The organism is Acinetobacter sp. GG23 (assembly GCF_057766365.1).
This window is the reverse complement of sequence record NZ_JBYMDJ010000002.1, coordinates 1-26,451: the sequence shown is the minus strand read 5'-3', so window position 1 is coordinate 26,451 and position 26,451 is coordinate 1. Positions and strand designations below refer to the sequence as shown.

The 26,451-nt window shown below is 40.0% G+C and carries 23 protein-coding genes; 11 read left to right on the top strand and 12 right to left on the bottom strand.

Annotated elements, in window-relative coordinates; genetic code table 11:
- Positions 1-18: 18 nt before the first annotated feature.
- The 5 genes from mnmE to rpmH form a co-directional block, all read right to left on the bottom strand.
- Positions 19-1,374, bottom strand: coding sequence for a tRNA uridine-5-carboxymethylaminomethyl(34) synthesis GTPase MnmE (gene mnmE, locus AC3CAU_RS03205; RefSeq protein ID WP_424620780.1), 1,356 nt, complete (start codon positions 1,372-1,374; stop codon positions 19-21).
- 99 nt (positions 1,375-1,473) lie between these two features.
- Positions 1,474-3,228 carry a membrane protein insertase YidC gene (yidC, locus tag AC3CAU_RS03200; protein WP_424620778.1) on the bottom strand — a complete coding sequence of 585 codons (1,755 nt, stop codon included), beginning with the start codon at positions 3,226-3,228 and terminating at the stop codon, positions 1,474-1,476.
- Positions 3,229-3,233: 5 nt separating this feature from the next.
- Positions 3,234-3,554, bottom strand: coding sequence for a membrane protein insertion efficiency factor YidD (gene yidD, locus AC3CAU_RS03195; RefSeq protein WP_424620776.1), 321 nt, complete (start codon positions 3,552-3,554; stop codon positions 3,234-3,236).
- Between the two features lie 9 nt (positions 3,555-3,563).
- Entirely contained in the window at positions 3,564-3,953 is a 390-nt protein-coding gene (gene rnpA / locus AC3CAU_RS03190; RefSeq protein WP_131218078.1) for a ribonuclease P protein component, read from the bottom strand.
- 29 nt (positions 3,954-3,982) lie between these two features.
- A complete protein-coding gene (rpmH, locus tag AC3CAU_RS03185) occupies positions 3,983-4,117 on the bottom strand; it encodes a 50S ribosomal protein L34 (protein ID WP_000831329.1) in 135 nt (44 codons plus the stop codon).
- Positions 4,118-4,777: 660 nt separating this feature from the next.
- Here rpmH and dnaA point away from each other — a divergent pair.
- The 5 genes from dnaA (at position 4,778) to AC3CAU_RS03160 (ending at position 11,586) form a co-directional block, all read left to right on the top strand.
- Positions 4,778-6,157 (top strand): chromosomal replication initiator protein DnaA, encoded by a 1,380-nt coding sequence (gene dnaA, locus AC3CAU_RS03180; RefSeq protein WP_424620774.1) that lies wholly within the window; start codon positions 4,778-4,780, stop codon positions 6,155-6,157.
- A gap of 108 nt (positions 6,158-6,265) precedes the next feature.
- Complete coding sequence (gene dnaN / locus AC3CAU_RS03175) at positions 6,266-7,411, top strand: DNA polymerase III subunit beta (protein ID WP_424620772.1); 1,146 nt, start codon at positions 6,266-6,268, stop codon at positions 7,409-7,411.
- 27 nt (positions 7,412-7,438) lie between these two features.
- Positions 7,439-8,521: a DNA replication/repair protein RecF gene (gene recF, locus AC3CAU_RS03170; RefSeq protein WP_424620770.1), complete on the top strand. Its 1,083-nt coding sequence runs from the start codon at positions 7,439-7,441 to the stop codon at positions 8,519-8,521.
- A 54-nt stretch (positions 8,522-8,575) separates the two neighbouring features.
- Positions 8,576-11,047 carry a DNA topoisomerase (ATP-hydrolyzing) subunit B gene (gene gyrB, locus AC3CAU_RS03165; RefSeq protein WP_447053822.1) on the top strand — a complete coding sequence of 824 codons (2,472 nt, stop codon included), beginning with the start codon at positions 8,576-8,578 and terminating at the stop codon, positions 11,045-11,047.
- A gap of 173 nt (positions 11,048-11,220) precedes the next feature.
- Positions 11,221-11,586, top strand: coding sequence for a hypothetical protein (locus AC3CAU_RS03160; RefSeq protein ID WP_131218122.1), 366 nt, complete (start codon positions 11,221-11,223; stop codon positions 11,584-11,586).
- 339 nt (positions 11,587-11,925) lie between these two features.
- Here AC3CAU_RS03160 and AC3CAU_RS03155 read toward each other — a convergent pair whose 3' ends face one another.
- Positions 11,926-13,860 carry an ATP-binding cassette domain-containing protein gene (locus AC3CAU_RS03155; RefSeq protein ID WP_447053823.1) on the bottom strand — a complete coding sequence of 645 codons (1,935 nt, stop codon included), beginning with the start codon at positions 13,858-13,860 and terminating at the stop codon, positions 11,926-11,928.
- Positions 13,861-14,095: 235 nt separating this feature from the next.
- On the opposite strand from AC3CAU_RS03155, the gene AC3CAU_RS03150 reads away from it, so the two are divergent.
- The 4 genes from AC3CAU_RS03150 (at position 14,096) to erpA (ending at position 18,046) form a co-directional block, all read left to right on the top strand.
- Positions 14,096-15,103 carry a putative solute-binding protein gene (locus tag AC3CAU_RS03150; RefSeq protein ID WP_424619892.1) on the top strand — a complete coding sequence of 336 codons (1,008 nt, stop codon included), beginning with the start codon at positions 14,096-14,098 and terminating at the stop codon, positions 15,101-15,103.
- Positions 15,104-15,335: 232 nt separating this feature from the next.
- Complete coding sequence (locus AC3CAU_RS03145) at positions 15,336-16,346, top strand: putative solute-binding protein (protein ID WP_131218064.1); 1,011 nt, start codon at positions 15,336-15,338, stop codon at positions 16,344-16,346.
- A 236-nt stretch (positions 16,347-16,582) separates the two neighbouring features.
- Positions 16,583-17,593 (top strand): putative solute-binding protein, encoded by a 1,011-nt coding sequence (locus tag AC3CAU_RS03140; RefSeq protein WP_447054349.1) that lies wholly within the window; start codon positions 16,583-16,585, stop codon positions 17,591-17,593.
- 117 nt (positions 17,594-17,710) lie between these two features.
- On the top strand, positions 17,711-18,046 hold the full coding sequence (gene erpA / locus AC3CAU_RS03135; RefSeq protein WP_131218060.1) for an iron-sulfur cluster insertion protein ErpA: 336 nt from the start codon (positions 17,711-17,713) through the stop codon (positions 18,044-18,046).
- Between the two features lie 59 nt (positions 18,047-18,105).
- Here erpA and AC3CAU_RS03130 read toward each other — a convergent pair whose 3' ends face one another.
- The 5 genes from AC3CAU_RS03130 to AC3CAU_RS03110 form a co-directional block, all read right to left on the bottom strand.
- The gene (locus tag AC3CAU_RS03130) at positions 18,106-18,483 is read right to left on the bottom strand and encodes a hypothetical protein (protein WP_131218121.1); all 378 of its coding nucleotides are present in this window, start codon (positions 18,481-18,483) and stop codon (positions 18,106-18,108) included.
- Positions 18,484-18,534: 51 nt separating this feature from the next.
- Positions 18,535-19,515, bottom strand: coding sequence for a matrixin family metalloprotease (locus AC3CAU_RS03125; protein ID WP_424619895.1), 981 nt, complete (start codon positions 19,513-19,515; stop codon positions 18,535-18,537).
- A 121-nt stretch (positions 19,516-19,636) separates the two neighbouring features.
- Entirely contained in the window at positions 19,637-21,580 is a 1,944-nt protein-coding gene (gene dnaK / locus AC3CAU_RS03120; RefSeq protein WP_131218056.1) for a molecular chaperone DnaK, read from the bottom strand.
- A 123-nt stretch (positions 21,581-21,703) separates the two neighbouring features.
- Positions 21,704-22,252: a nucleotide exchange factor GrpE gene (gene grpE / locus AC3CAU_RS03115; RefSeq protein ID WP_424619908.1), complete on the bottom strand. Its 549-nt coding sequence runs from the start codon at positions 22,250-22,252 to the stop codon at positions 21,704-21,706.
- Positions 22,253-22,994: 742 nt separating this feature from the next.
- A complete protein-coding gene (locus AC3CAU_RS03110; RefSeq protein WP_424619898.1) occupies positions 22,995-23,495 on the bottom strand; it encodes a hypothetical protein in 501 nt (166 codons plus the stop codon).
- 202 nt (positions 23,496-23,697) lie between these two features.
- Here AC3CAU_RS03110 and AC3CAU_RS03105 point away from each other — a divergent pair, with 202 nt between their 5' ends.
- A complete protein-coding gene (locus AC3CAU_RS03105; RefSeq protein ID WP_447053825.1) occupies positions 23,698-24,768 on the top strand; it encodes an alpha/beta hydrolase in 1,071 nt (356 codons plus the stop codon).
- 56 nt (positions 24,769-24,824) lie between these two features.
- On the opposite strand, the gene AC3CAU_RS03100 is transcribed toward AC3CAU_RS03105, so the two are convergent.
- Entirely contained in the window at positions 24,825-25,490 is a 666-nt protein-coding gene (locus AC3CAU_RS03100; protein WP_424619902.1) for an acetoacetate decarboxylase family protein, read from the bottom strand.
- A gap of 102 nt (positions 25,491-25,592) precedes the next feature.
- Here AC3CAU_RS03100 and AC3CAU_RS03095 point away from each other — a divergent pair, with 102 nt between their 5' ends.
- On the top strand, positions 25,593-26,162 hold the full coding sequence (locus AC3CAU_RS03095) for a peptidylprolyl isomerase (protein WP_447053826.1): 570 nt from the start codon (positions 25,593-25,595) through the stop codon (positions 26,160-26,162).
- The last annotated feature ends 289 nt before the right edge of the window (positions 26,163-26,451 follow it).

The window sequence follows — 26,451 nt, the reverse complement described above, 5'->3', positions numbered from 1 at the left end:
TCTTTTAAATCGATTGGATTACTTTCCAATACAGAATGATCCAAAGATTTTTCCTAATAAATCATCTGCACTGAATTCACCGGTAATTTCAGACAAGGCATTTTGTGCCAAACGTAAAGATTCAGCTACTAACTCGCCCGCTTGATACACCACTAACTGCTCATGTGCTTCTGCCAAATACACCTGTGTACGCTTCATCGCGTCTAAATGACGTGTACGCGCAATAAAGGTATCTTCTTCTGGCTGGAAGCCTGCATGTGCTGTAATCGCATCTATAAGCGCCTGAACACCAGTTTCCTGCTTGGCTGAGACCGTAATATGACGAAAGCCCTGATAATCGCCAATTTCAGCAGCAGTACCGGTTAAATCACACTTGTTGGCAATCAACATCAGACGACGTGGTTCCAGATGTTCGGCAAAATAGTTTTGTGCCAGTTGCAAAGGCTCTTCACCTTGGCTTAGGTCATACACCAACAGCAACAAATCGGCTTGTTCAATCTCTTTAATTGCGCGGCGAATCCCTTCTTTTTCGACAATATCGCCAGTTTCACGCAGCCCTGCAGTATCAGTCAGGGTAATCGGCAAGCCCTTCAGAGTAATTTTTTCATGCAGGACATCACGCGTGGTACCGGCAATATCGGTGACAATCGCACGTTCATTTCCGGCCAAAGTATTCAATAACGAAGATTTCCCTGCATTCGGTTTACCGGCAATCACCACCTGCAAGCCTTCACGCAGCAACTGGCCTTGGCGGGCAGACTTTTGCACAGCCGTGACTGAACTTTGCACATCTTCCAGCAAAGCCAGAATTTTACCATCCGCCAAAAAGTCGATTTCTTCTTCCGGGAAATCAATAGCCGCTTCTACATGCAAACGTAGATGAATTAACTTTTCTAATACGGTGTTCACTCGGGTCGAGAATGCCCCTTGTAGTGAACGTACTGCTGAGCGTGCCGCTGCTTGTGACGTTGCATCAATCAAATCGGCAATTGCTTCCGCTTGCACCAAATCCAGCTTGCCATTTTCAAAAGCACGCATGGAAAATTCACCCGCCTTGGCCGCAATTGCACCCAATTCCAGCAAGCGACCTAATAAAGCATTTTGAATGACCGGGCCACCATGACCTTGCAGCTCCACCACATCTTCACCGGTAAAGGAGTTTGGGTTTGGAAAGCAAATCACCAGGCCTTCATCCATGACTTCACCCGCTGCCTCATGAAACTGACGGAAGCCGGCAAAACGGGCTTTGGGTAAAGCCTTTTGCGTCAAGGCTTCTGCAATGGCATAGGATTTTGGACCTGACAGACGAATCACCCCCACACCACCACGTCCGGGCGGAGTTGCAATTGCAGCAATCGTTGTTCGGTTTTGCATAAAATTCACCTAAAAAATCCCAAATCATAGCCAAATAAAAATCCGCCTAAGATTACCATCTTAAGCGGATTTATTCAGCTACTCGCAATTAGTCGTTACTTAAACAACGTCACGTTTTTCGCGTTCTTTCGCCACACTTTTGTTGATCAAACTTTGCTGCAAGATGGTAATACTGTTGTTGACAATCCAGTACAACACCAAGCCCGCAGGGAAGAACAACATAAATACGGTGAAGATAATCGGCATGATTTTGAAGACTTTTGCCTGCATCGGATCAGCCGGTTGCGGATTTAAAGACTGCTGAATGAACATGGTCAAACCCATCAATAACGGCAGGATAAACCATGGATCCATTGCAGATAAATCTTGAATCCAGCCTAACCATGGTGCATGACGAAGTTCTACAGACTCCATCAATACCCAGTACAAGGCCAAGAAAATCGGCATTTGTAAAAGCAGTGGCAAGCAACCTGATAATGGATTGACTTGTTCACGTTTATACAGCGCCATCATTTCTTGGGAGAAACGCATACGGTCTTCACCGAACTCTTCTTTCATGCGTTGCATTTCAGGTGCAATCACACGCATTTTCGCCATAGAGCGGTAGCTCTTAGACGACAATGGCCAAAGAATTAGTTTCACCAACACAGTCAACAAGATAATTGACCAGCCCCAGTTGCCTACAATGTTATGGAAGAACTGCAGCCCCAGGAACAATAACTTCGCAATTGGCCATAACCAGCCATAATCCACGGTTTGGTTTAAACCAATCGCTAGGTCTTTCAATTCAGACTGAATTTTAGGACCTGAATAGAAGGTTGCATCCAACTCAGCCGCAGTACCGGCAGGTACATTGATCATCGGTGAAGTAAAACCGATAATATTCATATTATCAGTAGATTGACGCGATTCTAATTTCGCACTATATGGCTGACCATTGGCTTGCGTCAGTTTAAGATCACCTGGAATCCAGGCACTTACGAAATAATGCTGAACAATACCAACCCAGCCGCCTTTCGCTTCAACATTCAATTTTTCTTCATTGAAGTTGGCAAATTTAAGCTTGTTGTAGTGTTCATCAGGTGTACCCCAAGCACCGCCCAGGAATGTACCTAGGGTAAAAATACCTTGGTCTGATTTACCTGGATCATCCGAATTGTCACGTTTGATTTGACCAAACATTTGACCTTGCCAGTTCTGAGCACTACGGTTCACAACTTTGTGGTTGACAATAATCGGGTATTCACCTTGTTTAAAGGTAAATGTTTTGATGATTTCTACACCATCAGCCGTTTTATAGATCATTGGTACCGATAAAACTTTAACCGCCTTACCATCTTTTGTTGTTTCAGCTTTAGCATCAGCCAAAGTATAAGTTGCTTTTTCAACTTCATACACCGGGCGACCATTACGGTTGCTGTCCGGTCCATTTAAACCAATCAGGCCAGACTGAGCGACGTAAGTACGTTTCGCATCACTTTCCAGCATGACAAACGGTTCATCGCTGTCTTTATTTTTGTCATGATTGAGTAATTCAATACGAACAATGTCACCACCTTTAGGATTAATCCAAAGATGATAAAGGTCAGTTTGTACTGAAATAAGCTGTTGACTTACAGGTGCAGTGGCATCTGTTGTAGTTTGCTGAGTGGCAATATTTGCTTGAGGCACGTCAGACGCTGCCGGAGCTGTTTGAGCATTTGGCAAATCTGCAGATACTTCATGCGAAACCACGGCAGCTTCTTGCTGCGGTTTAGTCTCTGCATGACCATAATCTTTTTGCCAAGCCAAAATAAGCAAATATGCGACGACAAACATAGCCCCTAGAATTGCAAACCTGGCCCATTGTTGCATATCTATTATCCCAAGTAGTTAGAGTGATTTCGGTTCAATAAACGATCACGAAAGGGTACAGCAACGTGAAGCGTTTGAGAATCCATTTGCTGAAATGAAATAAAACGAATTGCTTTTTGCGGAACCGGGTCATAACCCGAACCACCCCAAGGATGACAACGACAAATACGCTTAGTAGCTAACCACGCACCACGCACAGCACCATAAGAATGGACTGCTTCTAAAGAATATTGAGAACATGTTGGAATATAACGACAGCGGGGTCCCAATAAAGGACTAATCGCGATCTGATAGAATCGAATCAACCAATGCAGTAAACGTACCATTGGCCTTCTCTACTTTTGTGGGGAGGGAGCTATCTTTTTATGCTTATTGGCAAGGCGTTGCAATTTCTGCCAAGCAAATAGTAATTGCTGTTGCAATTCTGCATTAGGTATTGCTTCAATACCAACTTTAGGCATGACCACAATATCTAATAAATCTAATTGCTGTTGATGAAGGCGAAAACTTTCGCGAGCAAGACGTTTCACTCTATTTCTTTCATGTGCACGACGCACTTTTTTCTTGGCAACAACAATACCCAAACGGCTACAAGGCTGTTCGGAATTTTTTGCCAAAAATAAGAAATGGGGTTGATGCACTTTAAAAAGCGCACCATCAAACACACTTTTATAATCGGCAGCACAGCGTATACGTACGTCTGTGCTGAAGCCATAAAGTGTCATAACACCCAAAATCGTAATAACTTAACTAATTAAACAGTTAAGCTATGACGACCTTTTGCACGACGGCGAGCTAATACTTGACGACCAGCTTTAGTAGCCATACGAGCACGGAAACCATGAACACGCTTACGCTTTAATTCTGATGGTTGAAATGTACGTTTCATATTGAAACTCCAAAAATGATCTTCTATGAAGGTTCGCGATTTTAGTGTTCATTCATTGATCTGTCAATTAAAAACAAAATTTCTTTCAAAATAAGGTATTTTTTTGACAAATGATAAATCTAAGATTTTTTTATCACATTAAAAATTGTTTTAATTTTACACACAATATAAGCATTTGATTAATAATGAAACATAAGTTATAAACAGAAATATTCACAATATTATCCACAACTTAGTATTGATAAGATTATTCTCCTGACTTTTGAATTTAAATTTAAAAATATGGGAAGTTATCCCCATGGGCAAGGGTTCTTATAATTAAATTCAAATTTATAAATTTAAATTTATTACTATTAGGGAGCCATTTTTCTGTGGAAAAGCTATTTTTATTTTTTGTAAACAATATCTTAAATTGTGGATATCCATGTTTTTATAATTGTATTAAATTGTGGATAACTTTATGGTATATTTTATCCACAGCTTGAGGGTAAGCTTATCCACACCGTGATTTGAATTTAAATTTAAACTGAAATTTGCTTTTTTGAGTGATATTTCTTTAATTGGGCCATGACAGATGTGGATAACTTCGATAGAATGGCGACCCGCTTGTTCGGGCTCAAAACGATTTTTTATAACTAATGGAATAAATAGGGGTTTCACATGCTTTGGACTGACTGTTTAACTCGTTTGCGACAAGAGCTTTCGGGTAATGTCTTTACAATGTGGATTCGCCCTTTGGTGGCTGAAGAGCTTAACGACACATTAAAACTTTATGCACCCAATCCGTATTGGACCCGTTATATTCAGGAACACCATCTTGAGCTGATCACGATCTTGGCAGAACAAATGTCTGAGGGGCGGGTACGCAAAGTCGAAATTTTGGTCGATTCCCGTCCGGGTGCCATTCTATCCGCCAATGAACAACCTGCAACCACGACTGCTGCTTTGCAATCGGTTGCCGCCCCCATGGCTAGACCGCGAAAAGAAAAAGAAGAATCAGGCCCTAAAAATAGCCGTAAGCGTTTATTAAATCCATTATTTACTTTTTCGTTATTTGTTGAAGGACGCTCGAACCAAATGGCAGCGGAAACCTGTCGTAAAGTTTTGACTCAGTTAGGGGCTTCTCAACATAATCCTTTATTTTTGTATGGCCCCACAGGTTTGGGTAAAACGCATTTAATGCAAGCGGTGGGGAATGCATTATTGCAAGCCAAACCCAATGCGCGCGTCATGTATATGACTGCCGAAAGTTTTGTGCAAGATTTTGTCAGTTCCTTGCAACAAGGCAAGGTTGAAGAGTTTAAGAAAAATTGTCGCTCGCTGGATTTATTGCTGGTAGATGATATTCATTTGCTGGCCGGCAAAGAAGCCAGCTTGGTGGAGTTCTTTTATACGTTTAATGCCTTGCTGGATGAATCAAAACAGATCATTTTAACCTCAGATCGTTATCCTAAAGAACTGACTGAACTGGATGCACGTCTGGTTTCGCGTTTTTCCTGGGGCTTGTCTGTGGGTGTGGAACCGCCGGATATTGAAACACGTATCGAAATTTTATTGAAAAAAGCGGAAAACATCGGGGTAGAATTGCCGCGTAATTGTGCTTTGTTTGTGGCTCAACAAGTCGTCGCCAATGTACGTGAACTGGAAGGTGCACTGAACAAAGTCGTGGCTATTTCACGTTTTAAAGGCACCTCGATTGATTTGGAGGTGGTGCGGGAATCGTTAAAAGATGTCCTCGCGATTCGTGCCCGAACCATCAGTACTGAAAATATCCAGCGTGTAGTGAGTGAATATTTCCGGATTCCGCTGAAAGAAATTGTCGGACCTAAACGTACCCGTATCTATGCGCGTCCACGTCAGTTGGCGATGGGGTTGGCGCGTGAACTCACTGGCGATAGTTTCCCGGAAATTGGCATGGCCTTCGGCGGTCGTGATCACAGTACCGTGATGCATGCCTGTGAGAAAGTATTGAGTCTTCGTGAGGAAGATCCGATCTTTAATGAAGACTATAAAAACCTGCAACGTTTGTTGCAAAGCTGATTGAATCTGATCAAATTCTATTCTTGCAATGCGGCATATTCTGCCGCATAGTACACTGCTAAAAAACATTTATTTACTATTTATCTTCAGTTGTTAGAGGAATGTACCGTGCGTTTGAAAATCGCGAAAGAAAGCTTACTTAATGTTCTGTCACATGTCGTAGGAGCGGTTGAACGTCGCCATACTTTAAACATCCTGTCTAATGTAAAAATTCAAGTCAGTAATGAATCATTAACCATTACCGGTTCAGATCTGGAAGTGGAATTGGTTGCCAGTACGACGCTAGCCGAAGGTGCATGCCTGCAAACTGGTGAAACGACTGTACCTGCACGCAAGCTGATGGACATTTGTAAATCATTACCGACTGCGGCATTGATTGACCTGCAAATTACTGAAGATCGCTGCATTTTAAAATCGGGCAATAGCCGTTTTGTGTTGGGTACTTTGCCTGCTGAAGACTATCCATTATTGAGCAGTGAAAATGCTCAAGGTACGCAAGTAACGGTAACTCAGCGTGAGTTAAAACGCTTGTTTGAAAAAACTGCTTTCGCGATGGCAGTGCAAGATGTACGTTTTTATTTAACCGGTACTCTGCTTGAAATTGATCAAAACCAGCTTCGTGCCGTGACTACTGATGGTCACCGTTTGGCTTTATGTGAAACCGCAGCAACGTCCACCGCCACCCAAGCCATCCAAGCGATTGTGCCCCGCAAAGCAGTGGCAGAATTGCAGCGCTTACTCAGCATTGAAGACGAGCAATTGTCTCTACTGATTGGTCGTGAATTATTGAACGTGACCATTAGTGCACCAAGCCGTGACAAAGAACAGGGCAATATCACGGTTCGTTTCACCACCAAATTAATTGATGGCAAATTCCCGGATTACCGTCGTGTGATTCCACGTGGTGGCGATAAAAACGTATCGATTGCTCATAATGTATTCAAACAGTCCCTGCAACGTGTCGCAATTTTAAGTAATGAAAAATTGCGCGGTGTATTCCTGAATTTTGGCGCTGATTCTTTACAACTGCGTGCCAATAACCCAGAGCAAGATGAAGCGATTGAAGATCTAGCCATTCAATATGCGGATGCACCGATGGAAATGTCGTTCAATGCGCAATATTTATTGGATGTACTCGGTGCGTTGGATGGTGATGATGTCTATATGACCATGACTGAAGCCAATCAATCTGTATTAGTACACGATCCAGCGCAACAAGATCAAACCTATGTTGTCATGCCAATGCGGGTTTAATTTGCAGACTTCTTAGCAGATCAAATTATGTTTATCACGCGTTTAAATATAGAACGTGTTCGAAATTTAAAAGCGGTTGCACTCCAAGAGTTGCAGCCGTTTAATGTCTTTTATGGCCAAAATGGTTCAGGTAAGACCTCGATTCTAGAGGCCATTCATTTGCTGGCGACCGGACGTTCTTTTCGAACCCATATCCCAAAGAATTATATTCAGAATGAAACAAGTGACGCAATTGTTTTTGCGCAATCTGCGACTGAAAAGATTGGTATGCAAAAACTGTTATCCGGTGAGCAACTGATTAAAGTGAATGGCGACAATATCGCGACCCAAGGTCAGTTGGCTAAAATTTTACCCTTACAGCATATTGATCCACAAAGTACCGACATTATTGACTACGGAGCCAAACCACGTCGCCAATTGATAGACTGGCTGATGTTCCACGTGGAACCGGATTTTTATCATGCCTGGCAGTATTATTCACGGGCCTTAAAACAGCGCAACAGTTTGTTGAAATCGAGACGAAATCTTAATCTGAATGATTTAGAGCCATGGAATAAAATGCTAGCCGAATATGGTGAAATGCTGCATTCACAGCGCAGTGGAATTGTGGAACAGTGGAAGGTTTACTTTGAGCAGGATTTAAAACACTTATTGCCTAATCTGGATATTCAGATGGAATATGTTCCTGGTTTTCATACCGAGCTTGGCTTGCTGCATGACCTCACTGTACATCATCAAAAAGACCTGGATAGACGCTATACCGAGTATGGTCCGCATCGTGCAGATTTACGTTTAAAAACAACACTGGGTGATGCTGATGTGGTGCTTTCACGCGGTCAAAAAAAGCTGCTGATTGTGGCCTTAAAACTGTCACAGATTGCAATGCTGCATGCCTGTAACAAGGAAACTGTGGTATTATTAGATGATGTGACAGCAGAATTAGATTTAACTGCACAGCGACGATTAATTGAGCGATTGAGCCAACTGGGTAGTCAAGTTTTTATTACCACTTTAGAGCACGAATCAGTAAAAAAACATTTACATGATTTGTCTATTTCATATCAATTATTCAATGTTGAAAACGGTCAAGTTCAAGTTGTTGTGCAATAGTTTTTTAGATTTTAACCATCTTTGGATAGACCTATATTTCACTAGGGAGAAACCATGAGTTCAGAAGATCAAGCTGCTTCTCAAACAGAACCAACCAATGAAAAGGCTTATGATTCCTCTAGTATCAAGGTATTACGTGGCCTCGATGCTGTGCGTAAGCGTCCAGGTATGTATATTGGTGATACGGACGATGGTTCAGGCTTACATCACATGGTATTTGAGGTGGTGGATAATGCCATCGATGAAGCCTTGGCAGGTCATTGTGATGAAATTTTAGTCACCATTCATGAAGATGAATCAGTCAGTGTTTCAGACAACGGTCGTGGTATTCCAACTGATATTCATCCAGAAGAAGGTGTATCTGCTGCTGAAGTGATTTTAACCATTCTTCATGCCGGCGGTAAGTTTGACGATAATAGCTATAAAGTATCTGGTGGTTTACACGGGGTGGGTGTTTCGGTTGTAAATGCCTTGTCGAGTAAATTATTACTGAATATTCGTCGTGCCGGTAAAGTGTATGAGCAAGAATATCAGCATGGCGATCCAGTTTATAAGTTACGTGAAATTGGTGAAACAATCGAATCGGGTACCACCGTTCGTTTTTACCCAAGTGAATTAACCTTTAGCCAAACCATTTTCAATGTTGATATTCTAGCGCGTCGTTTACGTGAACTTTCATTCTTGAATGCCGGGGTTCGTATTGTATTGCGTGATGAACGTATCGATGCTGAACATGTATTTGATTATGAAGGTGGTCTTTCTGAATTCGTAAAATATATCAATCAGGGCAAAACCCATTTGAATGATATTTTCCATTTTACCAGTCAAGTGCCGGAAACAGGGATTACTGTTGAAGTCGCTTTACAGTGGAATGATACCTATCAGGAAAATGTGCGCTGCTTTACCAACAATATTCCGCAAAAAGATGGTGGTGCGCATTTAGCCGGTTTCCGCGCAGCATTAACCCGGGGCTTAAACCAGTATTTGGATAGTGAAAATATTCTGAAGAAAGAAAAAGTCGCGGTGACGGGTGATGATGCACGTGAAGGCTTAACTGCAATTGTTTCAGTGAAAGTGCCTGATCCAAAATTCTCTTCACAAACCAAAGAAAAACTGGTTTCAAGTGAAGTGAAACCTGCTGTAGAGCAGGCGATGAACAAGGAATTTTCTGCTTATTTGCTGGAAAATCCACAAGCGGCAAAATCAATTGCCGGTAAAATTATTGATGCGGCGCGTGCACGTGATGCGGCGCGTAAAGCGCGTGAAATGACACGTCGTAAGAGCGCGCTGGATATTGCAGGTCTTCCAGGTAAATTGGCTGATTGCCAAGAAAAAGATCCAGCATTGTCTGAATTATACTTGGTCGAAGGTGACTCTGCGGGTGGTTCAGCCAAGCAGGGCCGTAACCGCAAGATGCAGGCGATTCTGCCACTGAAAGGTAAAATCCTGAATGTCGAACGTGCACGTTTTGACAAAATGATTTCATCGCAAGAAGTCGGCACCCTGATTACCGCACTTGGTTGTGGTATTGGTCGTGAAGAATACAATCCGGATAAACTGCGTTATCACAAAATCATTATCATGACCGATGCTGACGTCGACGGTTCGCACATTCGTACGCTACTGTTGACTTTCTTCTTCCGTCAAATGCCTGAACTTGTGGAACGCGGTTATATCTATATTGCACAGCCACCCTTGTATAAATTGAAAAAAGGTAAACAGGAGCAATATCTTAAAGATAATGATGCTCTAGAAACCTTCCTGATTTCAAATGCGATTGATGATTTATCTTTGCATATTAGTGCTGAATCTCCTGCAATTTCAGGTCAGGCCCTGGCAAAAGTCATTGAAGATTACCAGGTTTCACAGAAAAGTTTGACCCGTTTAACCGTACGTTATCCTGCAAGTTTGCTGGATGGGTTATTGGGTCTGGATGCATTTAAACTTGATCAAAATCAAGATGAAGAGTATGTGAAACAATGGTCTGAACAGTTACGTATTGCGATTGAAAAATATCAACCAAGTTTACGTCCTGAAATCAGTTTAGAAGTGTTTGAAAAAGAACATGCTGATGGTTCTAAAGTGGCACATTACTGGCCACGTGTGACCATCTATGTACACAACTTGCCGCAGTCGTATTTACTTGATTCGGGACTACTGGCTTCTGGTGAATATAAGCGTTTACTGCAAAATTCGAAGAGCTGGTTTAGCTTGCTTGAAGACGGCGCGTATTTGCAGAAAGGTGATCGTAAAATCAATGTCATCACTTTCCATCAAGTATGGCAGCATATTTTAGCCGATTCACGTCGCGGCATGATGATTCAGCGCTATAAAGGCTTGGGTGAGATGAATGCGGAGCAGCTTTGGGAAACCACCATGGATCCTGAAAACCGTAACATGTTGCAAGTTACCATTGATGATGCGATTGAAGCAGATCGTATGTTCTCTTGTTTGATGGGTGATGATGTAGAACCACGTCGTGCCTTCATTGAGGAAAATGCTTTAAATGCAGATATCGATGCTTAATGTATTGATCAGTTAAATTGTAAAAAGCACCCTTCGGGGTGCTTTTTTTATGCTATTTTCATTTAAATATGATTAACTTTTAGCCATCTATATTTTATAAAAGTGACTTATTCCTCTGTCATGATGAGTCCTGTGCAAAGGAGATCATCATGCAATATTACGAGGTTAGTACAATGGATAATCAACTGGAACAGATTCGGGACATTTGGAGCAATGCATTTTTTACCGGTAATTTTGAGGTATTGGCTCAGTATGAACATGAGCAATTTAAAGTGGTTTATGAGCAGGAAGGTCGAGTTGAAAGCAATTTTACCCGTTATGAACGTATTGCTCATGCCGTGAAAAATGGTGTATGGAAACCGCAACAACCACTGATAGAATTTGAAGAGTTCGAGTTTGATCGAGACCTAACACACTGTAAGGTTTTGATTGGTTTGGAAGATCAGAAAAAGATTCAAGAATTATGGGTCAATGAAGGTACTTGGAAAATTATCGAACTCAGGTTTTTAAAACGTAAAAAGCCCCAACAGGATGAATAATAAATCTTATTTTTTGAAAATCCGAATGTGGATAAGTTTTTTTTGTTTCATAAGTATGTGAAAATTAATTTATCCACAACTTAAACTGATGCTTTTATTTTAAATTTAAAGTTGGTTTATGTGTAATGTGGGTAATTTTTTTTAAATTTGAAAAGTCTGTTTTGAATTTAAAATTAATAGAGGGGGATTTTTAAATTTAAAGATACTGACATCTTGGTAAGGGATATTGCTATAAACGTATTATGTAGAAAAATTAAAAAATCGCAGTACACGTTTGAAATTGTACTGCGATCATAAAATAAGCATCACTTTAGTTTTACTTAAGAGTGTTGGATTGGCTTATTCGCAAGCACCTTCTAGCTCTTCCAATTCCATCATTAGCTCTAACATTTGTTCTTCAGCTTCAGCCAATTTCGCTTTTAACTCAGTTTGTTCATTCATAAGCTTTAACAAATCACCTTTACGATTTGCTTCATATAATGCGCTATCACCGAGTAATATTTCGATTTCCGCTAAACGTGGTTGTGTTTTGGCAATCTGAGCTTCAATTTTTTCAATATTCTTGCGAACAGGACGACTGAGTTCACGACGACGCGCAGCTTCTTTACGTTGTGCTTCTTTGTCCAGTTTAGAAATCGTCGGTTTAACTTCTACTTGCGATTTCACAGGTGCAGCATGTTGTTGACCTGACTTCATCATGTCGATGCGCGCTTGACGTAACCAGTCTGCATATGCAGTGAGATCACCATCAAACTCACGGCTTTGACCGCCATGCACTAAGATTAACTCATCACAAACACTGGCAATCAGTTGGCGTTCATGCGATACCAGCACCACAGCCCCTTCAAAATCTTGTAATGCCATGGTTAATGCATGACGCATATCCAAGTCTAAATGGTTGGTCGGTTCATCCAGAATCAACACGTTTGGACGTTGCCATACAATCAGTGCCAGTGCTAGACGGGCACGTTCACCCCCCGAGAAGCTTTCACTTGGGGTATCCATGCGTTCGCCACTAAAACCGAAACTGCCGAGGAAAGAACGCAAACTGGCTTCACTGATTTTCTTATCGGCAATACGGGACAATTGCAGCATTGGGCTGGCATTACCATCCAAAGCATCCATTTGATGCTGAGCAAAGTAACCGATATTTAGTAATTCAGAATCTTTACGGGTCCCTTGAAGCAGGGGTAAGTCACCGACCAACGATTTAATCAGTGTCGATTTACCTGCACCATTCATTCCCAGCAAACCAATACGGCTGGTCGGGGTGATTTGTAGGCTGACATTGGTCACAATCAGTTTATCACCATAACCAATATCCGCATGCTCAAGTTCAAGCAGCGGCGAACTCATTTTAGTCGGTTCACGGAATGAGAAGGTAAATGGGGTGTCAACATGCGCTGCAGATAATTCTTGCATACGTTCAAGTTGTTTAATCCGGCTTTGTGCTTGCTTGGCTTTAGTGGCTTGTGCCTTAAAGCGGTCAATATATTTCTGCAAATGTGCGCGTGTTTCTAATTGCTTTTCATAAGCTTGCTGTTGTTGAGCCAAACGTTCACTACGAGTACGTTCGAAAGTTGAATAGTTGCCGGTATATAGAATCAGTTCTTGATTTTCGATATGTAAAATATGATCGGTAATTGCATCTAAGAAATCACGGTCATGCGAAATCAGAATCAATGTACCTTCATAGGCTTTTAACCAGTCCTCTAGCCACAGAATGGCATCTAAATCTAGATGGTTAGTCGGCTCATCGAGTAACAACAGATCTGAACGGCTCATCAAGGTACGCGCAAGGTTTAGACGCATACGCCAACCGCCGGAGAAGCTTGAAACATCCAGTTGTGACTGATGTTCAAAGAAACCCAAACCTGCCATCAATTGTGATGCTTTAGACGGTGCAGTATAGCCATTAATTTCGTCAAAACGGCCATATAAATGTGCAAGTTCATCATCGCTTAAGCTTTCTGGATGATCTAGTTTATTTTGAATATCCCAAAACTCTTCATCGCCAGACAACACAAAATCAATCGCTTTCATATTTAAAGCTTTGATTTCCTGTGCCATATGCGCAACAGTCCAAACCGCAGGACGAGTTAAAGAACCTCCATCCGATTCCATGCCACCGAGTAGAGCAGAAAATAGCGTGGATTTTCCTGCACCATTTACACCAGTTAAACCAATTTTCCAGCCTGGATGGAGTTGCATGGATGCTTTTTGAAATAAAACACGTCCACTGCGACGTATAGAAAGTTGATCTAACTGAATCATTAAAATATCTAAATGAGAAAATGGTGTGTGTATTCTAAAGGAAGTGACCGAGAAAAGAAAAAGACTGAGGCATTATTATGTGGATAAAACACGGACTTTAAGTAAATAAATAAAAAGGTGATAAGTTGTGCGAAATAAGCCTTTTATCAGAAATAGAATTAAGTCTCTATTTTTACCATTAAAACAACATTATAGTCATTTCATAGGGAATATATAAAAAAAATTAGGGATTAGCATGAAAAAAGGAATTTTGATTTTATCCACTGGACTTTTCTTCAGTCTTTCAAATTTGGCACAGGCAAAAGAAAATATATGTGTTTTTGATTTGTTGGGAAAAGCCGGTGAATCTTATAAATTGATTGAAGAATGGGCTTTGGCCAGTAAGCAATGGGGAGGAGACGTCACTCTTATTTCTTATCAAGATGAAGCTAAAGTTGAACAAGATTTTAAATCAGGTCAATGTGATGCCTTTTACATGACCTCAATGCGTGCGCGTGCCTACAATAAATTTGCGGGTTCAATTGATGCGCTGGGTGGGGTGCCGAGTAATGATATAGCACAAAAATCTATAAGCTATGTACTTGATAAACGTAATGAAAAACGTCTAATCAATACCATGGGCAAGGAAACTTTTGAAGTGGCAGGAATTGGACAAATTGGTTTGGCGTATATTTTTGTCCGTGATCGTTCAATTAATTCTTTAGCTCGCGCAGAAGGCAAGAAATTCGCTGTATTACATTATGATTATGCTCAAAAAATTATGGTCACGCGTGTTGGTGCTGTTCCGGTCATGTCCGAGATTTCAAATTTCATCAAAAAATTTAATCAAGCTGAAGTCGAGATTGTTGCCGCACCTGCTTATGCCTTTAAACCACTAGAAATATATAAGGGTTTAGGTACGCAAGGAGCAATGATTAATTTTCCAGTAGTGAATGTCACCGCCGATTTGATTATACGTAAAAATAAATTTCCCGAAGGTTTTGGCATGCAATCTCGTAGTTGGTTCGTCAAACAATTACCGAAAAGTTTTGCGATGGTTAAACGTATGGAGGCTGAAATTCCGGCAAAATACCGCATAAATTTAAGCAAAGAAGACCAAGTAAAATATCAAAAAATTCTGCGTGAAGGACGGGTTGATTTAACCAAACAAGGAATTTATGAACCAGCGATGATGACAGTATTGAAAAAAGCCCGTTGTACTGTGGAACGAACCAATTTTGAGTGTTCTTTGAATGGAGAATAAAAATAATGTTCTGTAGTAATTTGTAAAATATCTAAAATTTACTTATTAATAGTGTATAAAATTTTCATATAACATTTTGATTTTATTATTAAATTAAAAAAATATAAATCAATTGACATTTAAGCTGAAAAAAAATGGAGTAAATGCTCTATTTTTTTTTAATAAATTTGCATAATATTTGTGCCATGGATGGAAACTCGTCAAACAACAAGATTCTAAAAGGACCACTCTAATGAAAAAAACGATTCTGGCAGTAGCTGCATTGTCTGCTATTGGTTTAGCGACCACAGCACAAGCAGAAAAAGTGGATGTTTGCGTATTTGATTTACTGGGTAAATCTGGTGAGTCTTATCAAATGGCACAGGAATGGGCGTTGGCTGCCAAAGGCTGGGGCGTTGATATCAATTTAATTCCACGTCAAGATGAAGCTGTTGCGGATAATGATTTTAAAGCGGGCAAATGTGATGGCGTTTTTATGACGGCAATGCGTGCACGTCAATACAATAAATTTGTGGGTTCTATTGATGCTCTCGGCGGCGCACCAAGCAATGCCATTGCGCAGCGTGCAATTACATTTGCGCTTGATAAGCGTAATGCACCGAAAATGGTCAGCAATTTAAGCGGTAAAAAATATGAAGTTGCCGGTATTGCACCTTTAGGTTCAGCTTTTATTTTTGTACGTGATAAGAGTATCAATTCTATTGAAAAAGCAGCAGGCAAAAAATTTGCAGTATTGGGTTATGACGACGCGCAAAAAATCATGGTGCAACGCGTAGGGGCACAGGCAGTAATTTCGGATGTATCGAACTTTGTGGCGAAATTTAATAATGGTCAGGTCGATATGGTTGGTGCGCCTGCCTATGCGTACAAACCTTTAGAAATCTACAAAGGTCTAGGTACAAATGGGGCAATGTTCAATTTTCCGGTACTGCAAGTGACGTCAGATTTTGTGATTCGTCCCGATCAATTCCCAGCTGGTTTTGGACAAAAATCGCGTGATTGGTTCGTGAAAAACTTGCCAAAAAGTTTTGCGATGATTAATCGTCTTGAAGCCAGTATTCCAGCCAAATTTAAAATGAACTTAACCGCAGATGATAAAACCAAATATCAAAAAATGTTGCGCGAAGGCCGTATGGATATGACCAAACGTGGAGTTTACGATGCAAGCATGATGACGGTATTGAAAAAAGCACGCTGTTCTGTCGATAAAGCGAATTTCGAATGTTCACTTGGCGGCGAATAATCTTGATTTTCAAAAAGAAAGCCTAGCTTAAATCTAGGCTTTTTTTTGAATTGAATATGTCATTTTTGCCATTGTTGTCAGTCAAAAAAGGCGTAATCTTAAAAAATAATGATAAAAATTTTTATCAGAAAAAGAAGAACAAGCCTAGAAAGCATGTAATTTAGGATGAATAAAAACTTAAAACAATTCATTTTTTAACTGAATAAAAACAAAGACACAAGGAAGAAAAATTCATGATGCAATGGTCTAAAGCGCTATTACTTGGTGTAGGTCTGTGTGCTGTAACGGGTGTTAGTCAAGCAAAACAGGTGATGTGCGTATTCGATTTGGTGGGTAAAAGTGGTGATGTCTTTAGCTTAATGAAAGATTATCAATTAGCAGCCAAAAATTGGGGGGCTGATATTGAATTACGTGTCGGTCAAAACGAAGCAGTTATTGCTGAAGACTTTAAAGCAGGTAAATGCGATGCGATTAGTGTCACAGGTATGCGGGGTCGCCAGTTTAACGATTTTACCGGTTCTCTAGATGCTATTGGTGCGATTCCTGATTTAAAACTTGCGGTTAAAGTGATGCAAGGTTTAGCCAGCCCGACTTTTGCCAAACATATGCTACGTGGAAAATATGAAGTAGTGGGTGTCATTCCAGTTGGAGATGCTTTTTTAATGGTCAATGACCGTAGCATTAACACAGTCGCTAAGGCTGCCGGTAAAAAAATTGCAGTGCTAGATTATGATGAAGCACAAAAAATCATGGTTCAGCAAATTGGTGCACAGGCGGTCAGTGCGGATGTTACCAATTTTGGGGCCAAATTTAACAATGGTCAGGTCGATATAATTGGTGCACCTGCTGCCGTATTTAAACCTCTAGAATTATATAAAGGTTTAGGTAATAAAGGCGCAATTGTAAATTATCCAATTTTACAAGTGACTGGTAATATTATTATCCGTCCAGATAAATTTCCAGCAGGCTATGGACAAAAATCACGTGAATGGGTAAGAAGTCAGTTACCGCGTGCATTTGGTATTTTAGGTAAAATGAAAGCAGATATTCCACAAAAATATTGGATGCAAATTCCTGCAGTAGATAAGCCAGGCTATCAAAAAATGATGCGCGAATCGCGTGTCGATTTAACCAAACGTGGTGTATATGATAAGCATATGATGAAATTATTATGGCAATTCCGCTGTAAGGAAGATCCGAAGAATTTTGAATGTAGTCTTCAAGATGAGAACTACAAACAATCTTGAGAAAAATACTCAGATTTGACTTTAAATCTTCAAATACTGACCATATATTGGGTATGCTATACTTCAAATATGGTCTTTATCTTTTAAAGGCAACTGAATTGAACAGAGGAATCCAACATGAATGCCCAAGCTCTGGTGCTGACCGACAATGCTGCGAATAAAGTACGCCAATTGCGTGATAGTGAAGGCAACCAAGAATTAATGTTACGCGTTTATGTTACAGGTGGCGGTTGTTCAGGCTTTTCTTATGGTTTTAACTTCGCCGAGAGTATGAACGAAGATGATGCGGAATTTGTCAATGGCGACGTGAAGATGCTGGTTGATTCTCTAAGCTACCAATATCTTGTTGGTTCAGCAGTAGATTATATTGAAGGTTTAGAAGGTTCACGTTTTGTGGTTCAGAACCCGAATGCAACCACGACCTGTGGCTGTGGTTCTTCCTTCTCAATTTAATAAAAAAATTAAAAAGTCCTCCTGATTTGGAGGACTTTTTTTATGAAATAGAGAATTTATTAGGGTTCTAATTTAGCCGCTTCTAAAATATCAAAAATAACAGTGGTCACGTCTTGGCTTAAATCACGATTGTTAAAAATTTCATGCGCTGTAATAGTGACATCTGTATCGCTTGGCAGTAGGCGTTGTTCTTCTTCAATCAGATGCTGAATAGGTAATAAGGTCTGTTTTATTTCCAAATGCAGAATATCTTTAAATTCAAGATTTTCATCTTCCAGCTCGATCAGTTGTTCGTTTAAAAATGGCAATAAAATAGAATGGAGGTAAGGCTGAATCTCAATAATATCAAAGATTTCAATCTCACGTGTTTGCTCAATTGTACTAATGTGATCATTCATTTCAATCAGAATATGGTAGTAACTCACACGCGTCTCCAGAGATTTTATGTTGTCATTTCTTGACATCACAATAACATGAAATGAGCCTATTTACCGCTCTATTACTATGCATATACTTATAAAAAGTAAGGGATTTTTGCATTGTATCTCAGTCTTGGCCTTACGTGCCTGAAATAGGGCCAAATCCGCTGTCGATAAACTGAAATTTTGCATCTGTTGATCTTTCATTAGCGGATACATCAGCGCTTGAGGATCTTGATTGTGTTTTAAGCCCAGTGCATGTCCAAATTCATGCGCCAGAGTTAAACGTAAATCGTCTGCTGACACGAACTCATAAATATTAATTTGCTTACCATTAAATAAGCCTTTATCGAATAAATGCGGTCGAAAGCGCTGATTAAATTGCTCAACAGATTGATTTAACTGACGGTTAATTTGATTCAGTTCATCTACATGGCTATTCAATTGCTGAATTTTTTGGTTATACACATTGATTTCCTGTTCTAGGGCAAAAATTTGTTGTTGTAATTGATGACGTTGTTGTATGAATTGATCGCGTTGTGCAGGCTTTACACCACCATTGTGATTGATCACGGCAATTTTCTGATTATATTGACTTAATTGGTCATCAAGCTGGATTTTTTTAGCCTCGAGCAGGGCATTAGCACGGTCTATTTCTTGTTTAAATTGTTTGAAATTTTGATTTTTATTCGACCAGATCTGCTGCTCTTGTTCGATATTGCCCAGTTGTTGGCGGCGTTGATTAGATTCATCTTGACGTTGATCATAAATTAAATGAATCGCCAGTTTGGCATTTGGATCATAGACAAAATAATCTTTGCCTGTACCTTGTTTCCAAATATCCGTGGCTTGTTGGCTAATGAGCTGCACTTCATCTTCAGTTAAACCAAAACGCGGATCGACTTCTGCAATACGATAACGCAGACGTGTGTCGAATGGGTGCTGAATACGATCCAACACATTATTATGCCGAATTTGGGGATGAGTTCGAGTTTGATAAGTCATGAGCAAAAAGAACATGACCAAAAGGCAGAGTACAACCAAGCGCATAAGGGCTTAAAAAGTTATTTATTTTAATGACTGTATAACATTTATTCGAATTATAAAAATAAAAAAACCGCGCTTTCGCGCGGTCTTTTTTAACTGTTTAAAGCCAAATTAAAGCGACAAATTATTTTTTATCATCTTTAACTTCAGTAAACTCAGCATCAACAACGCCGTCGTCCGCTTTTTGAGATTGGCCTGCATCACCTTGGAAAGCGTTCGGGTCAAAACCTTCAGCACCACCTTGAGCGCCTTGAGCTGCTTCATAAGCACGTTGGCTAATTGGCATGATGATGTTTTGAAGTGCTTCAGTTTTCGCTTTAATTTCTTCAACGTCATTTTCTTTCGTTGAAGCTTCAAGCTCTGAAACCGCAGTTTCGATTGCAGTTTTTTCGTCTGCAGTCACTTGTTCGCCAAGATCTTTCACTGCTTTTTGCGCGGACGATACAAGTGCATCTGCTTCGTTACGTGCTTTAGCCAGTTCTTCGAACTTACGATCTTCTTCAGCATTCGCTTCAGCATCTTTAATCATTGCTTCAATTTCAGCATCGCTCAAACCAGAGTTTGCTTTAATTTGAATTGACTGTTCTTTACCTGTGCTCTTGTCTTTCGCAGACACTTTCAAGATACCATCAGCATTGATGTCGAAAGATACTTCAATTTGTGGCACACCACGTGGAGCAGGTGGGATGTCGCCTAATTGGAAGTTACCGAGCAATTTGTTTTGCTGCGCCATTTTACGTTCACCTTGGAACACAGAAATGTCTACAGCAGGTTGGTTGTCAGCAGCTGTTGAGAACACTTGAGATTTCTTCGCAGGAATCGTGGTGTTTTTCTCGATAATCGCTGTTAACACGCCGCCCATAGTCTCAATACCAAGAGTCAACGGAGTTACGTCTAGCAGCAATACGTCAGTTTTGTCACCTGAAAGTACAGCACCTTGAATTGCAGCACCCATTGCTACAGCTTCGTCAGGGTTCACGTCTTTACGTGGCTCGCGACCGAAGAATTCTTGTACTTTTTGTTGTACAAGTGGCATACGAGACTGACCACCCACCAAGATTACGTCAGAGATTTCACTTGTTGAAAGACCGGCATCTTTAAGCGCGATACGGCAAGGCTCAATGGTGCGAGCAACTAAATCAGCAACCAAACCTTCAAGTTTCGAGCGAGTTACGTTGATCACCAAGTGTTTAGGACCAGTCGCATCAGCAGTGATATATGGAAGGTTGATTTCAGTTGCGTTAGAAGAAGAAAGCTCGATTTTTGCTTTTTCCGCAGCTTCTTTCAAACGTTGTAACGCAAGTGGATCTTGTTTTAAGTTAAAGCCTTGTTCTTTCTTGAACTCTTCAACCAGGTATTCAATTAAAGCGTTATCGAAGTCTTCACCACCCAGGAAGGTATCACCGTTAGTCGACAATACTTCGATTTGTTGGTCGCCATCTAGGTCAGCAATTTCAATGATGGATACGTCGAAAGTACCACCACCCAAGTCGTAAACCGCGATTTTACGGTCGCCTTCTTTTTTGTCCATACCGAACGCAAGTGCCGCAGCAGTTGGTTCGTTGATGATACGTTTAACATCAAGACCTGCAATTCGACCAGCATCTTTAGTGGCTTGACGTTGCGCATCATTGAAGTAAGCAGGAACAGTAATTACTGCTTCAGTTACAGTTTCACCCAAATAATCTTCTGCAGTTTTTTTCATCTTTTTCAAGATTTCAGCAGAAACTTGTTGTGGTGCTAATTTTTTATCGTTTACCTCAACCCAAGCATCGCCATTGTCCGCTTGAATGATTTTGTAAGGTACAAGACCGATATCTTTTTGAACCGCCTGATCTTGGTACTTACGACCGATCAAACGTTTAATTGCGAATAATGTATTTTTAGGATTGGTTACTGCTTGACGTTTAGCAGATTGACCGACCAAAATTTCGCCATCTTTATACGCAATAATCGATGGAGTTGTACGAGTGCCTTCAGCGTTGTCGATAACTTTAACTTTGTCGCCTTCAAGTACTGCTACGCAAGAGTTTGTAGTACCTAAATCAATACCAATGATTTTAGCCATTTGGATGCTTCCTCAAAATTATTTTTTGCAATGTTTTTTGCTTGTTATCCGATATGAGAGCCATTCAAAATTTTTCAAGTTTATTTCCTTAAAAAAAGTGAAAAACTCTCGAATTTCTTTACCTTATTGACCGACTAAGACCATTGCTGGACGAAGTAAACGGTTCGATAAGGTATAACCTTTTTGCAATACAGTGCCAATTTCACCTGCTTTAACATCAGGTGCGATACCCACTGCTTGATGCAAGTCTGCATTGAAACCATTATTCATATCCACTTCAACTACACCGAATTTTTCTAGTGTAGTTAACAGTGATTTCAATGTAAGTTGCACACCCTCAAGTAATGGAGATTCAATATCTCCTGCAGCTTGAATGGCGCGTTCTAAATTATCGACAGTGTCGAGTAATTCTTTGGCAAACTTCTCAATCACAGTTTCTTTATGCTTTTCAGCATCACGTTGAATGCGTTCCACGCTTTTTTGCGCTTCATATACTGCATTGGCTGTACGTGCTTTCTCAAGTTTTAAACTTTCTTGCAAATTAGTGATCTGGGCTTGTAAATCTTCAACTGCAACTTCAACTTGTTGTGTCTCAGCTTGAGTTTGTGTGGTTTGTTGATCAGCTTGCTCTTGTCCTAGATCTTGAGCTTGTTGATTTTGCTCAGCCGCCATAGATTTACTCCGTTTAAATGGGTTCTTAAACATGTACAGTCCTTTTGGCTTCAGTGCTAACTGGGTTAATCCTGAACTGCCATGAGTGATAAAATTCATGATTAATACAAAGGTCGGGGCAGGCGATAAAAAATCAAGCGAGACAATCAATTAAATCTGTTTAATTTGAGTAAAATTATCAAAAAAACAGGGTTTTTCGAACATTCAGGTAAAAATTATGAGCTTTTTTATAGGTCAATAATGAGCGAATAGATAAAACAACAAAGCAGCCTATGTGAAAACTTGATTATCAATTAATGGAAGAATCAAGTTTTGTCGCGCTCTATCAATCTGTATATCGGATAGTGTTTGAAATAAGATAGGGAAGAGATAGGAAATACCAAGCGAAATTAATGTTGTGAGGTGGAATACCCAACTTATACTTAAAAACGATCATTATGAAATAAATTATCTATTTTACAAAAAAGCACAGGTTAATTATTATCTCACACAGATTCTATCGCTGTAGTTTCTTATTGGTATTTGTGAAATCTGTTTTCTAAGCTTACCCAACCTATGGGTAAGCTTTTTTTTGCCTAAAATAAAGCAAGCTATTGTTCATGACTTATTTTAAGTCGATATTAAGTCAATTATTGTCCTGCCGTTGTATAACAATTAAATCTTTACAGCATTATATGTTGATGCTCATGATTTTTATAAAAAAACCCTTTGTTAAAAGGGCATTGAGTAAATAACAGAATTTTTAATTGTCGCGACGATCTCGAACGCGCTTATCAGTATCGCGACGATGATCATCCCAACGTTTTTCTTGAGATTTACCTTGCTGTTGAATTTTTTTACGCTGTTGCTCTGAGCGTTGGCGTTCAAGTTCACGCTTTTTGCGATCCCAATTCGACTGGTTATTTCGATTTTGTTCAGCAGCTCGCTTACGCTGTTCTAGTTGATGTTGCTGTTCACGTTTTTTACGCTCCCAATCAGACTGCTTTTGACGATTTTGTTCCCACTGGCGACGTTCAAGCTCACGTTTTTTGCGTTCAAGCTCAATTCGATTTTGACGTTGTTGATATTCCCAACGTTGACGGTCCCGCTCTCGGTCATATTGATTATCAGAATTCCGATCATAGCGACGGTCATAGCGATTATCATAAGCTCCATTGTGATAACCGCCATCTTCGGGAAATGCCACACAACCTACAGCTAAAAATGTAGTGGTTAAACCGAGTATAATCAGTTTTTTAGTCATGGTTTGCACCCTTCTTCTTTTAAGGAGTAGCAAAAAACTCCGAAATATACATGGAAATTGTCAATGACAAGATATAAAAAGAAGATTAGCGTATGAATGTTTTTACTGTGTATACAGATGATTAGACTTATATAAGAGTATGGTCACTTATTTGCCGATCATGTAGAAAATGTGAAGAATATAATAAAAGGAAGGAATATCGATGGTTGCTTTTAATCGAACGCTACAGACAATGATAGAAAAAGGGCAAGGCACGGCAGCACGTACCTTGGATCGGTTACCGGTTTTTGCACAAAAGTCTTTAGTTAAAATTTTAAGATATCCGCACCAATATCCTGAACTTGATCCTTTAATTCAATGCATGATGGCCGCTCAGTTAAAACAGGGCAATAGCGGTTTCATTGGTGAAGATGTTATCCACGCGCGTAAAAATTTTGATTTACAAATGCAGGCAATTAAGAGTAAGCCCACGCCAGTAAAGCGGGTTGAAGATATACGGCTGCCTTTACATAGTGGCACCATTTTCGCGCGGCATTATCATCCTGCACCGAATAAAAAACTTCCGATGGTGGTGTTTTACCATGGCGGTGGTTTTGTGGTGGGGAGTCTAGACTCTCATGATGAGGTGTGTCGTTTACTTGCCGTACATGCAAAAGTTCAGGTACTGAGTATTGACTATCCATTGGCACCAGAAGCCAGCCCAAGAAAAGTCATTCAAAGCTGTGAAGATGCACTGGCATGGGTATATCAAAATAGAAAACAGTTTAAAATCTTAAAAAACAGAATTTCGGTCGCCGGGGATAGCGCCGGCGGCAATATTAGTGCGGTCGTTGCCCAGCGCAGTGCCAACAAAGTTTATGCACCGCAAGCGCAATTGCTGCTCTATCCTGCGGTAGATTTTAAAAGCCGTCATCCATCCTTCCATGCTTATAAAGAAGGCTTGGTTCTGACCGGTGAAGATGTCGATTTTGTAACTCACTATTATGTACAAACTCATCAAGTTGAACTGGATGATCCGATGGTTTCACCGACCTATGGCAAACATGAAAAATTACCTCCTGCATTTGTGATTACCGCGGGTCATGATGTATTGCATGATGAAGGTGAAATTTATGCCTATAAGTTACGTCATCGGGGCGTAAAAGTGCATTATCAGGAATATAGTGATCAAGCGCATGGCTTCGTGAATTTAACCCCAGTTTCTTATCGAGCTAAAAAGTACTTCATTGAAATCAGTAAAAACTATAGAAGGTTTTGGGATAAACACGCTTAAGCTTTTTTAATAAATTCGACTATCTAAGTAAAAGGTGTTTCACGTGAAACACCTTTTTATTTTTTATTCATTTTGGCTGAAGGTAGCGTGAGTTTAAATTCGGGAACATAAAAACTCTGTAAATATTTAGCTTGAGAAAAATCTGGAAAGATATCCAGCGTATTTTTCCAAGAGGCTTGTTTAAGTTTACATAGCTTGCCACGAAATTGCGGGCTGAACTGATAATGTAAACCTTGCCAAGTCTGATGAATATTGAGTAGCTGTGCAGGTATGTGATGGCTATTAATATAAAAAGTCTGACTATGTTTGTACTTTTGTAGATGCAAACTCATTTCTTGCTGCTGAAATGAAATATTACAATACACCACATCATCTTTGATCACCCATTCGAATTGAGCCAATTGTTTTGGAATTCCCCAAAAACGTTGACCATTTATCACAGAGGCTTGGGTAGATACATAAATTTTAGGAATCGAAGATAAATGTCTTTTGCTCATTAATGGATGATCGAGAATCAGCAGCTCATCATATGGCCCCACTGGGGATTTATGATAACGAACCAACATGATCTGTATAACGCGTCCAATCGGAGAGGGAGCAAGCCGGAAAGCTTGATTAGATTTAATAAAGTTCGGTGTTAACCAATAATTCAAAATAAAGGCATCACCATGTAAATGCCAAGGAGGATGATGAAAATTTTTAGCAATTAATTCTTCATTCATTGTCATTCTCGTTTTATCTCAAAAAGAGATGCTGTTTTATTTATAATGAACGATTAATATATAGACATTCACAATTACAACTTGAAGTAGAAGAGTAAAGAAATGTTAAAACAAACGCTATTCGCTGTGAGTGCTGCCTTTATGAGTTTGCAAGCAATCGCGGCAAACTCGATTGTAGAAATGAAAACATCTATGGGAAATATTGAAATAGAGCTCTTTAATGATAAAGCCCCTATTTCAGCGAAAAATTTTGAAGGCTATATAAAGGATAACTTTTATAACGGCACCATCTTTCACCGCGTGATTCCGGGTTTCATGATTCAGGGGGGAGGAATGGATGCCAACATGGTAGAGAAGCAAACCAAAGCTCCTATTCAAAATGAATCGTATAATGGTTTGAAAAATATCCGTGGCGCTTTAGCGATGGCGCGTACCAATAGTCCAAATTCTGCAAGCAGCCAATTCTTTATTAATACAGTAGATAATGACTTTTTAAATAAAAGCCAGATGAATGCAGGCTATGCCGTGTTTGGTAAAGTTACTAAAGGTATGGACGTGGTCGATAAAATCACTCAAGTTCCGACTGCAAACTTCGGAATGCATCAAAATGTACCTAAGCAAGCAGTAAAAATCGTTAGTGTGACTGTTAAAGCAGCACCCGAGAAAAAGTAATACAAATTAAAGCAGAAATATAAAAATTAATATTTTTGCTTTAAAACAAGATCTTATAATTATTTTGTATAAAATTGACCCAATTTGGTGCATAAAAAAACTACACTCGATAAAGCAAGCAGTCAAAAGCGCTTGCGCGTGTAGGAAATTGCCCTATAATGGGCGCATACCAACGAGATATGTTGAAACGAACGAAGCGCGAAGCGTTGAGTTGTTAAGATTATCTTGTTGTTTCTTGTCTCTGACGAAGAGCAAGATAGATCATTAAGAGATTATGAAGAACAACTTG

Excerpts from the sequence above, each read along its gene's own strand:
- mnmE (WP_424620780.1), bottom strand. The coding sequence starts at position 1,374 with ATGCAAAACCGAACAACGATTGCTGCAATTGCAACTCCGCCCGGACGT.
- yidC (WP_424620778.1), bottom strand. The coding sequence starts at position 3,228 with ATGCAACAATGGGCCAGGTTTGCAATTCTAGGGGCTATGTTTGTCGTC.
- yidD (WP_424620776.1), bottom strand. The coding sequence starts at position 3,554 with ATGGTACGTTTACTGCATTGGTTGATTCGATTCTATCAGATCGCGATT.
- rnpA (WP_131218078.1), bottom strand. The coding sequence starts at position 3,953 with ATGACACTTTATGGCTTCAGCACAGACGTACGTATACGCTGTGCTGCC.
- rpmH (WP_000831329.1), bottom strand. The coding sequence starts at position 4,117 with ATGAAACGTACATTTCAACCATCAGAATTAAAGCGTAAGCGTGTTCAT.
- dnaA (WP_424620774.1), top strand. The coding sequence starts at position 4,778 with ATGCTTTGGACTGACTGTTTAACTCGTTTGCGACAAGAGCTTTCGGGT.
- recF (WP_424620770.1), top strand. The coding sequence starts at position 7,439 with ATGTTTATCACGCGTTTAAATATAGAACGTGTTCGAAATTTAAAAGCG.
- gyrB (WP_447053822.1), top strand. The coding sequence starts at position 8,576 with ATGAGTTCAGAAGATCAAGCTGCTTCTCAAACAGAACCAACCAATGAA.
- AC3CAU_RS03160 (WP_131218122.1), top strand. The coding sequence starts at position 11,221 with ATGGATAATCAACTGGAACAGATTCGGGACATTTGGAGCAATGCATTT.
- AC3CAU_RS03155 (WP_447053823.1), bottom strand. The coding sequence starts at position 13,860 with ATGATTCAGTTAGATCAACTTTCTATACGTCGCAGTGGACGTGTTTTA.
- AC3CAU_RS03150 (WP_424619892.1), top strand. The coding sequence starts at position 14,096 with ATGAAAAAAGGAATTTTGATTTTATCCACTGGACTTTTCTTCAGTCTT.
- AC3CAU_RS03145 (WP_131218064.1), top strand. The coding sequence starts at position 15,336 with ATGAAAAAAACGATTCTGGCAGTAGCTGCATTGTCTGCTATTGGTTTA.
- AC3CAU_RS03140 (WP_447054349.1), top strand. The coding sequence starts at position 16,583 with ATGCAATGGTCTAAAGCGCTATTACTTGGTGTAGGTCTGTGTGCTGTA.
- erpA (WP_131218060.1), top strand. The coding sequence starts at position 17,711 with ATGAATGCCCAAGCTCTGGTGCTGACCGACAATGCTGCGAATAAAGTA.
- AC3CAU_RS03125 (WP_424619895.1), bottom strand. The coding sequence starts at position 19,515 with ATGCGCTTGGTTGTACTCTGCCTTTTGGTCATGTTCTTTTTGCTCATG.
- dnaK (WP_131218056.1), bottom strand. The coding sequence starts at position 21,580 with ATGGCTAAAATCATTGGTATTGATTTAGGTACTACAAACTCTTGCGTA.
- grpE (WP_424619908.1), bottom strand. The coding sequence starts at position 22,252 with ATGGCGGCTGAGCAAAATCAACAAGCTCAAGATCTAGGACAAGAGCAA.
- AC3CAU_RS03110 (WP_424619898.1), bottom strand. The coding sequence starts at position 23,495 with ATGACTAAAAAACTGATTATACTCGGTTTAACCACTACATTTTTAGCT.
- AC3CAU_RS03105 (WP_447053825.1), top strand. The coding sequence starts at position 23,698 with ATGGTTGCTTTTAATCGAACGCTACAGACAATGATAGAAAAAGGGCAA.
- AC3CAU_RS03100 (WP_424619902.1), bottom strand. The coding sequence starts at position 25,490 with ATGAATGAAGAATTAATTGCTAAAAATTTTCATCATCCTCCTTGGCAT.
- AC3CAU_RS03095 (WP_447053826.1), top strand. The coding sequence starts at position 25,593 with ATGTTAAAACAAACGCTATTCGCTGTGAGTGCTGCCTTTATGAGTTTG.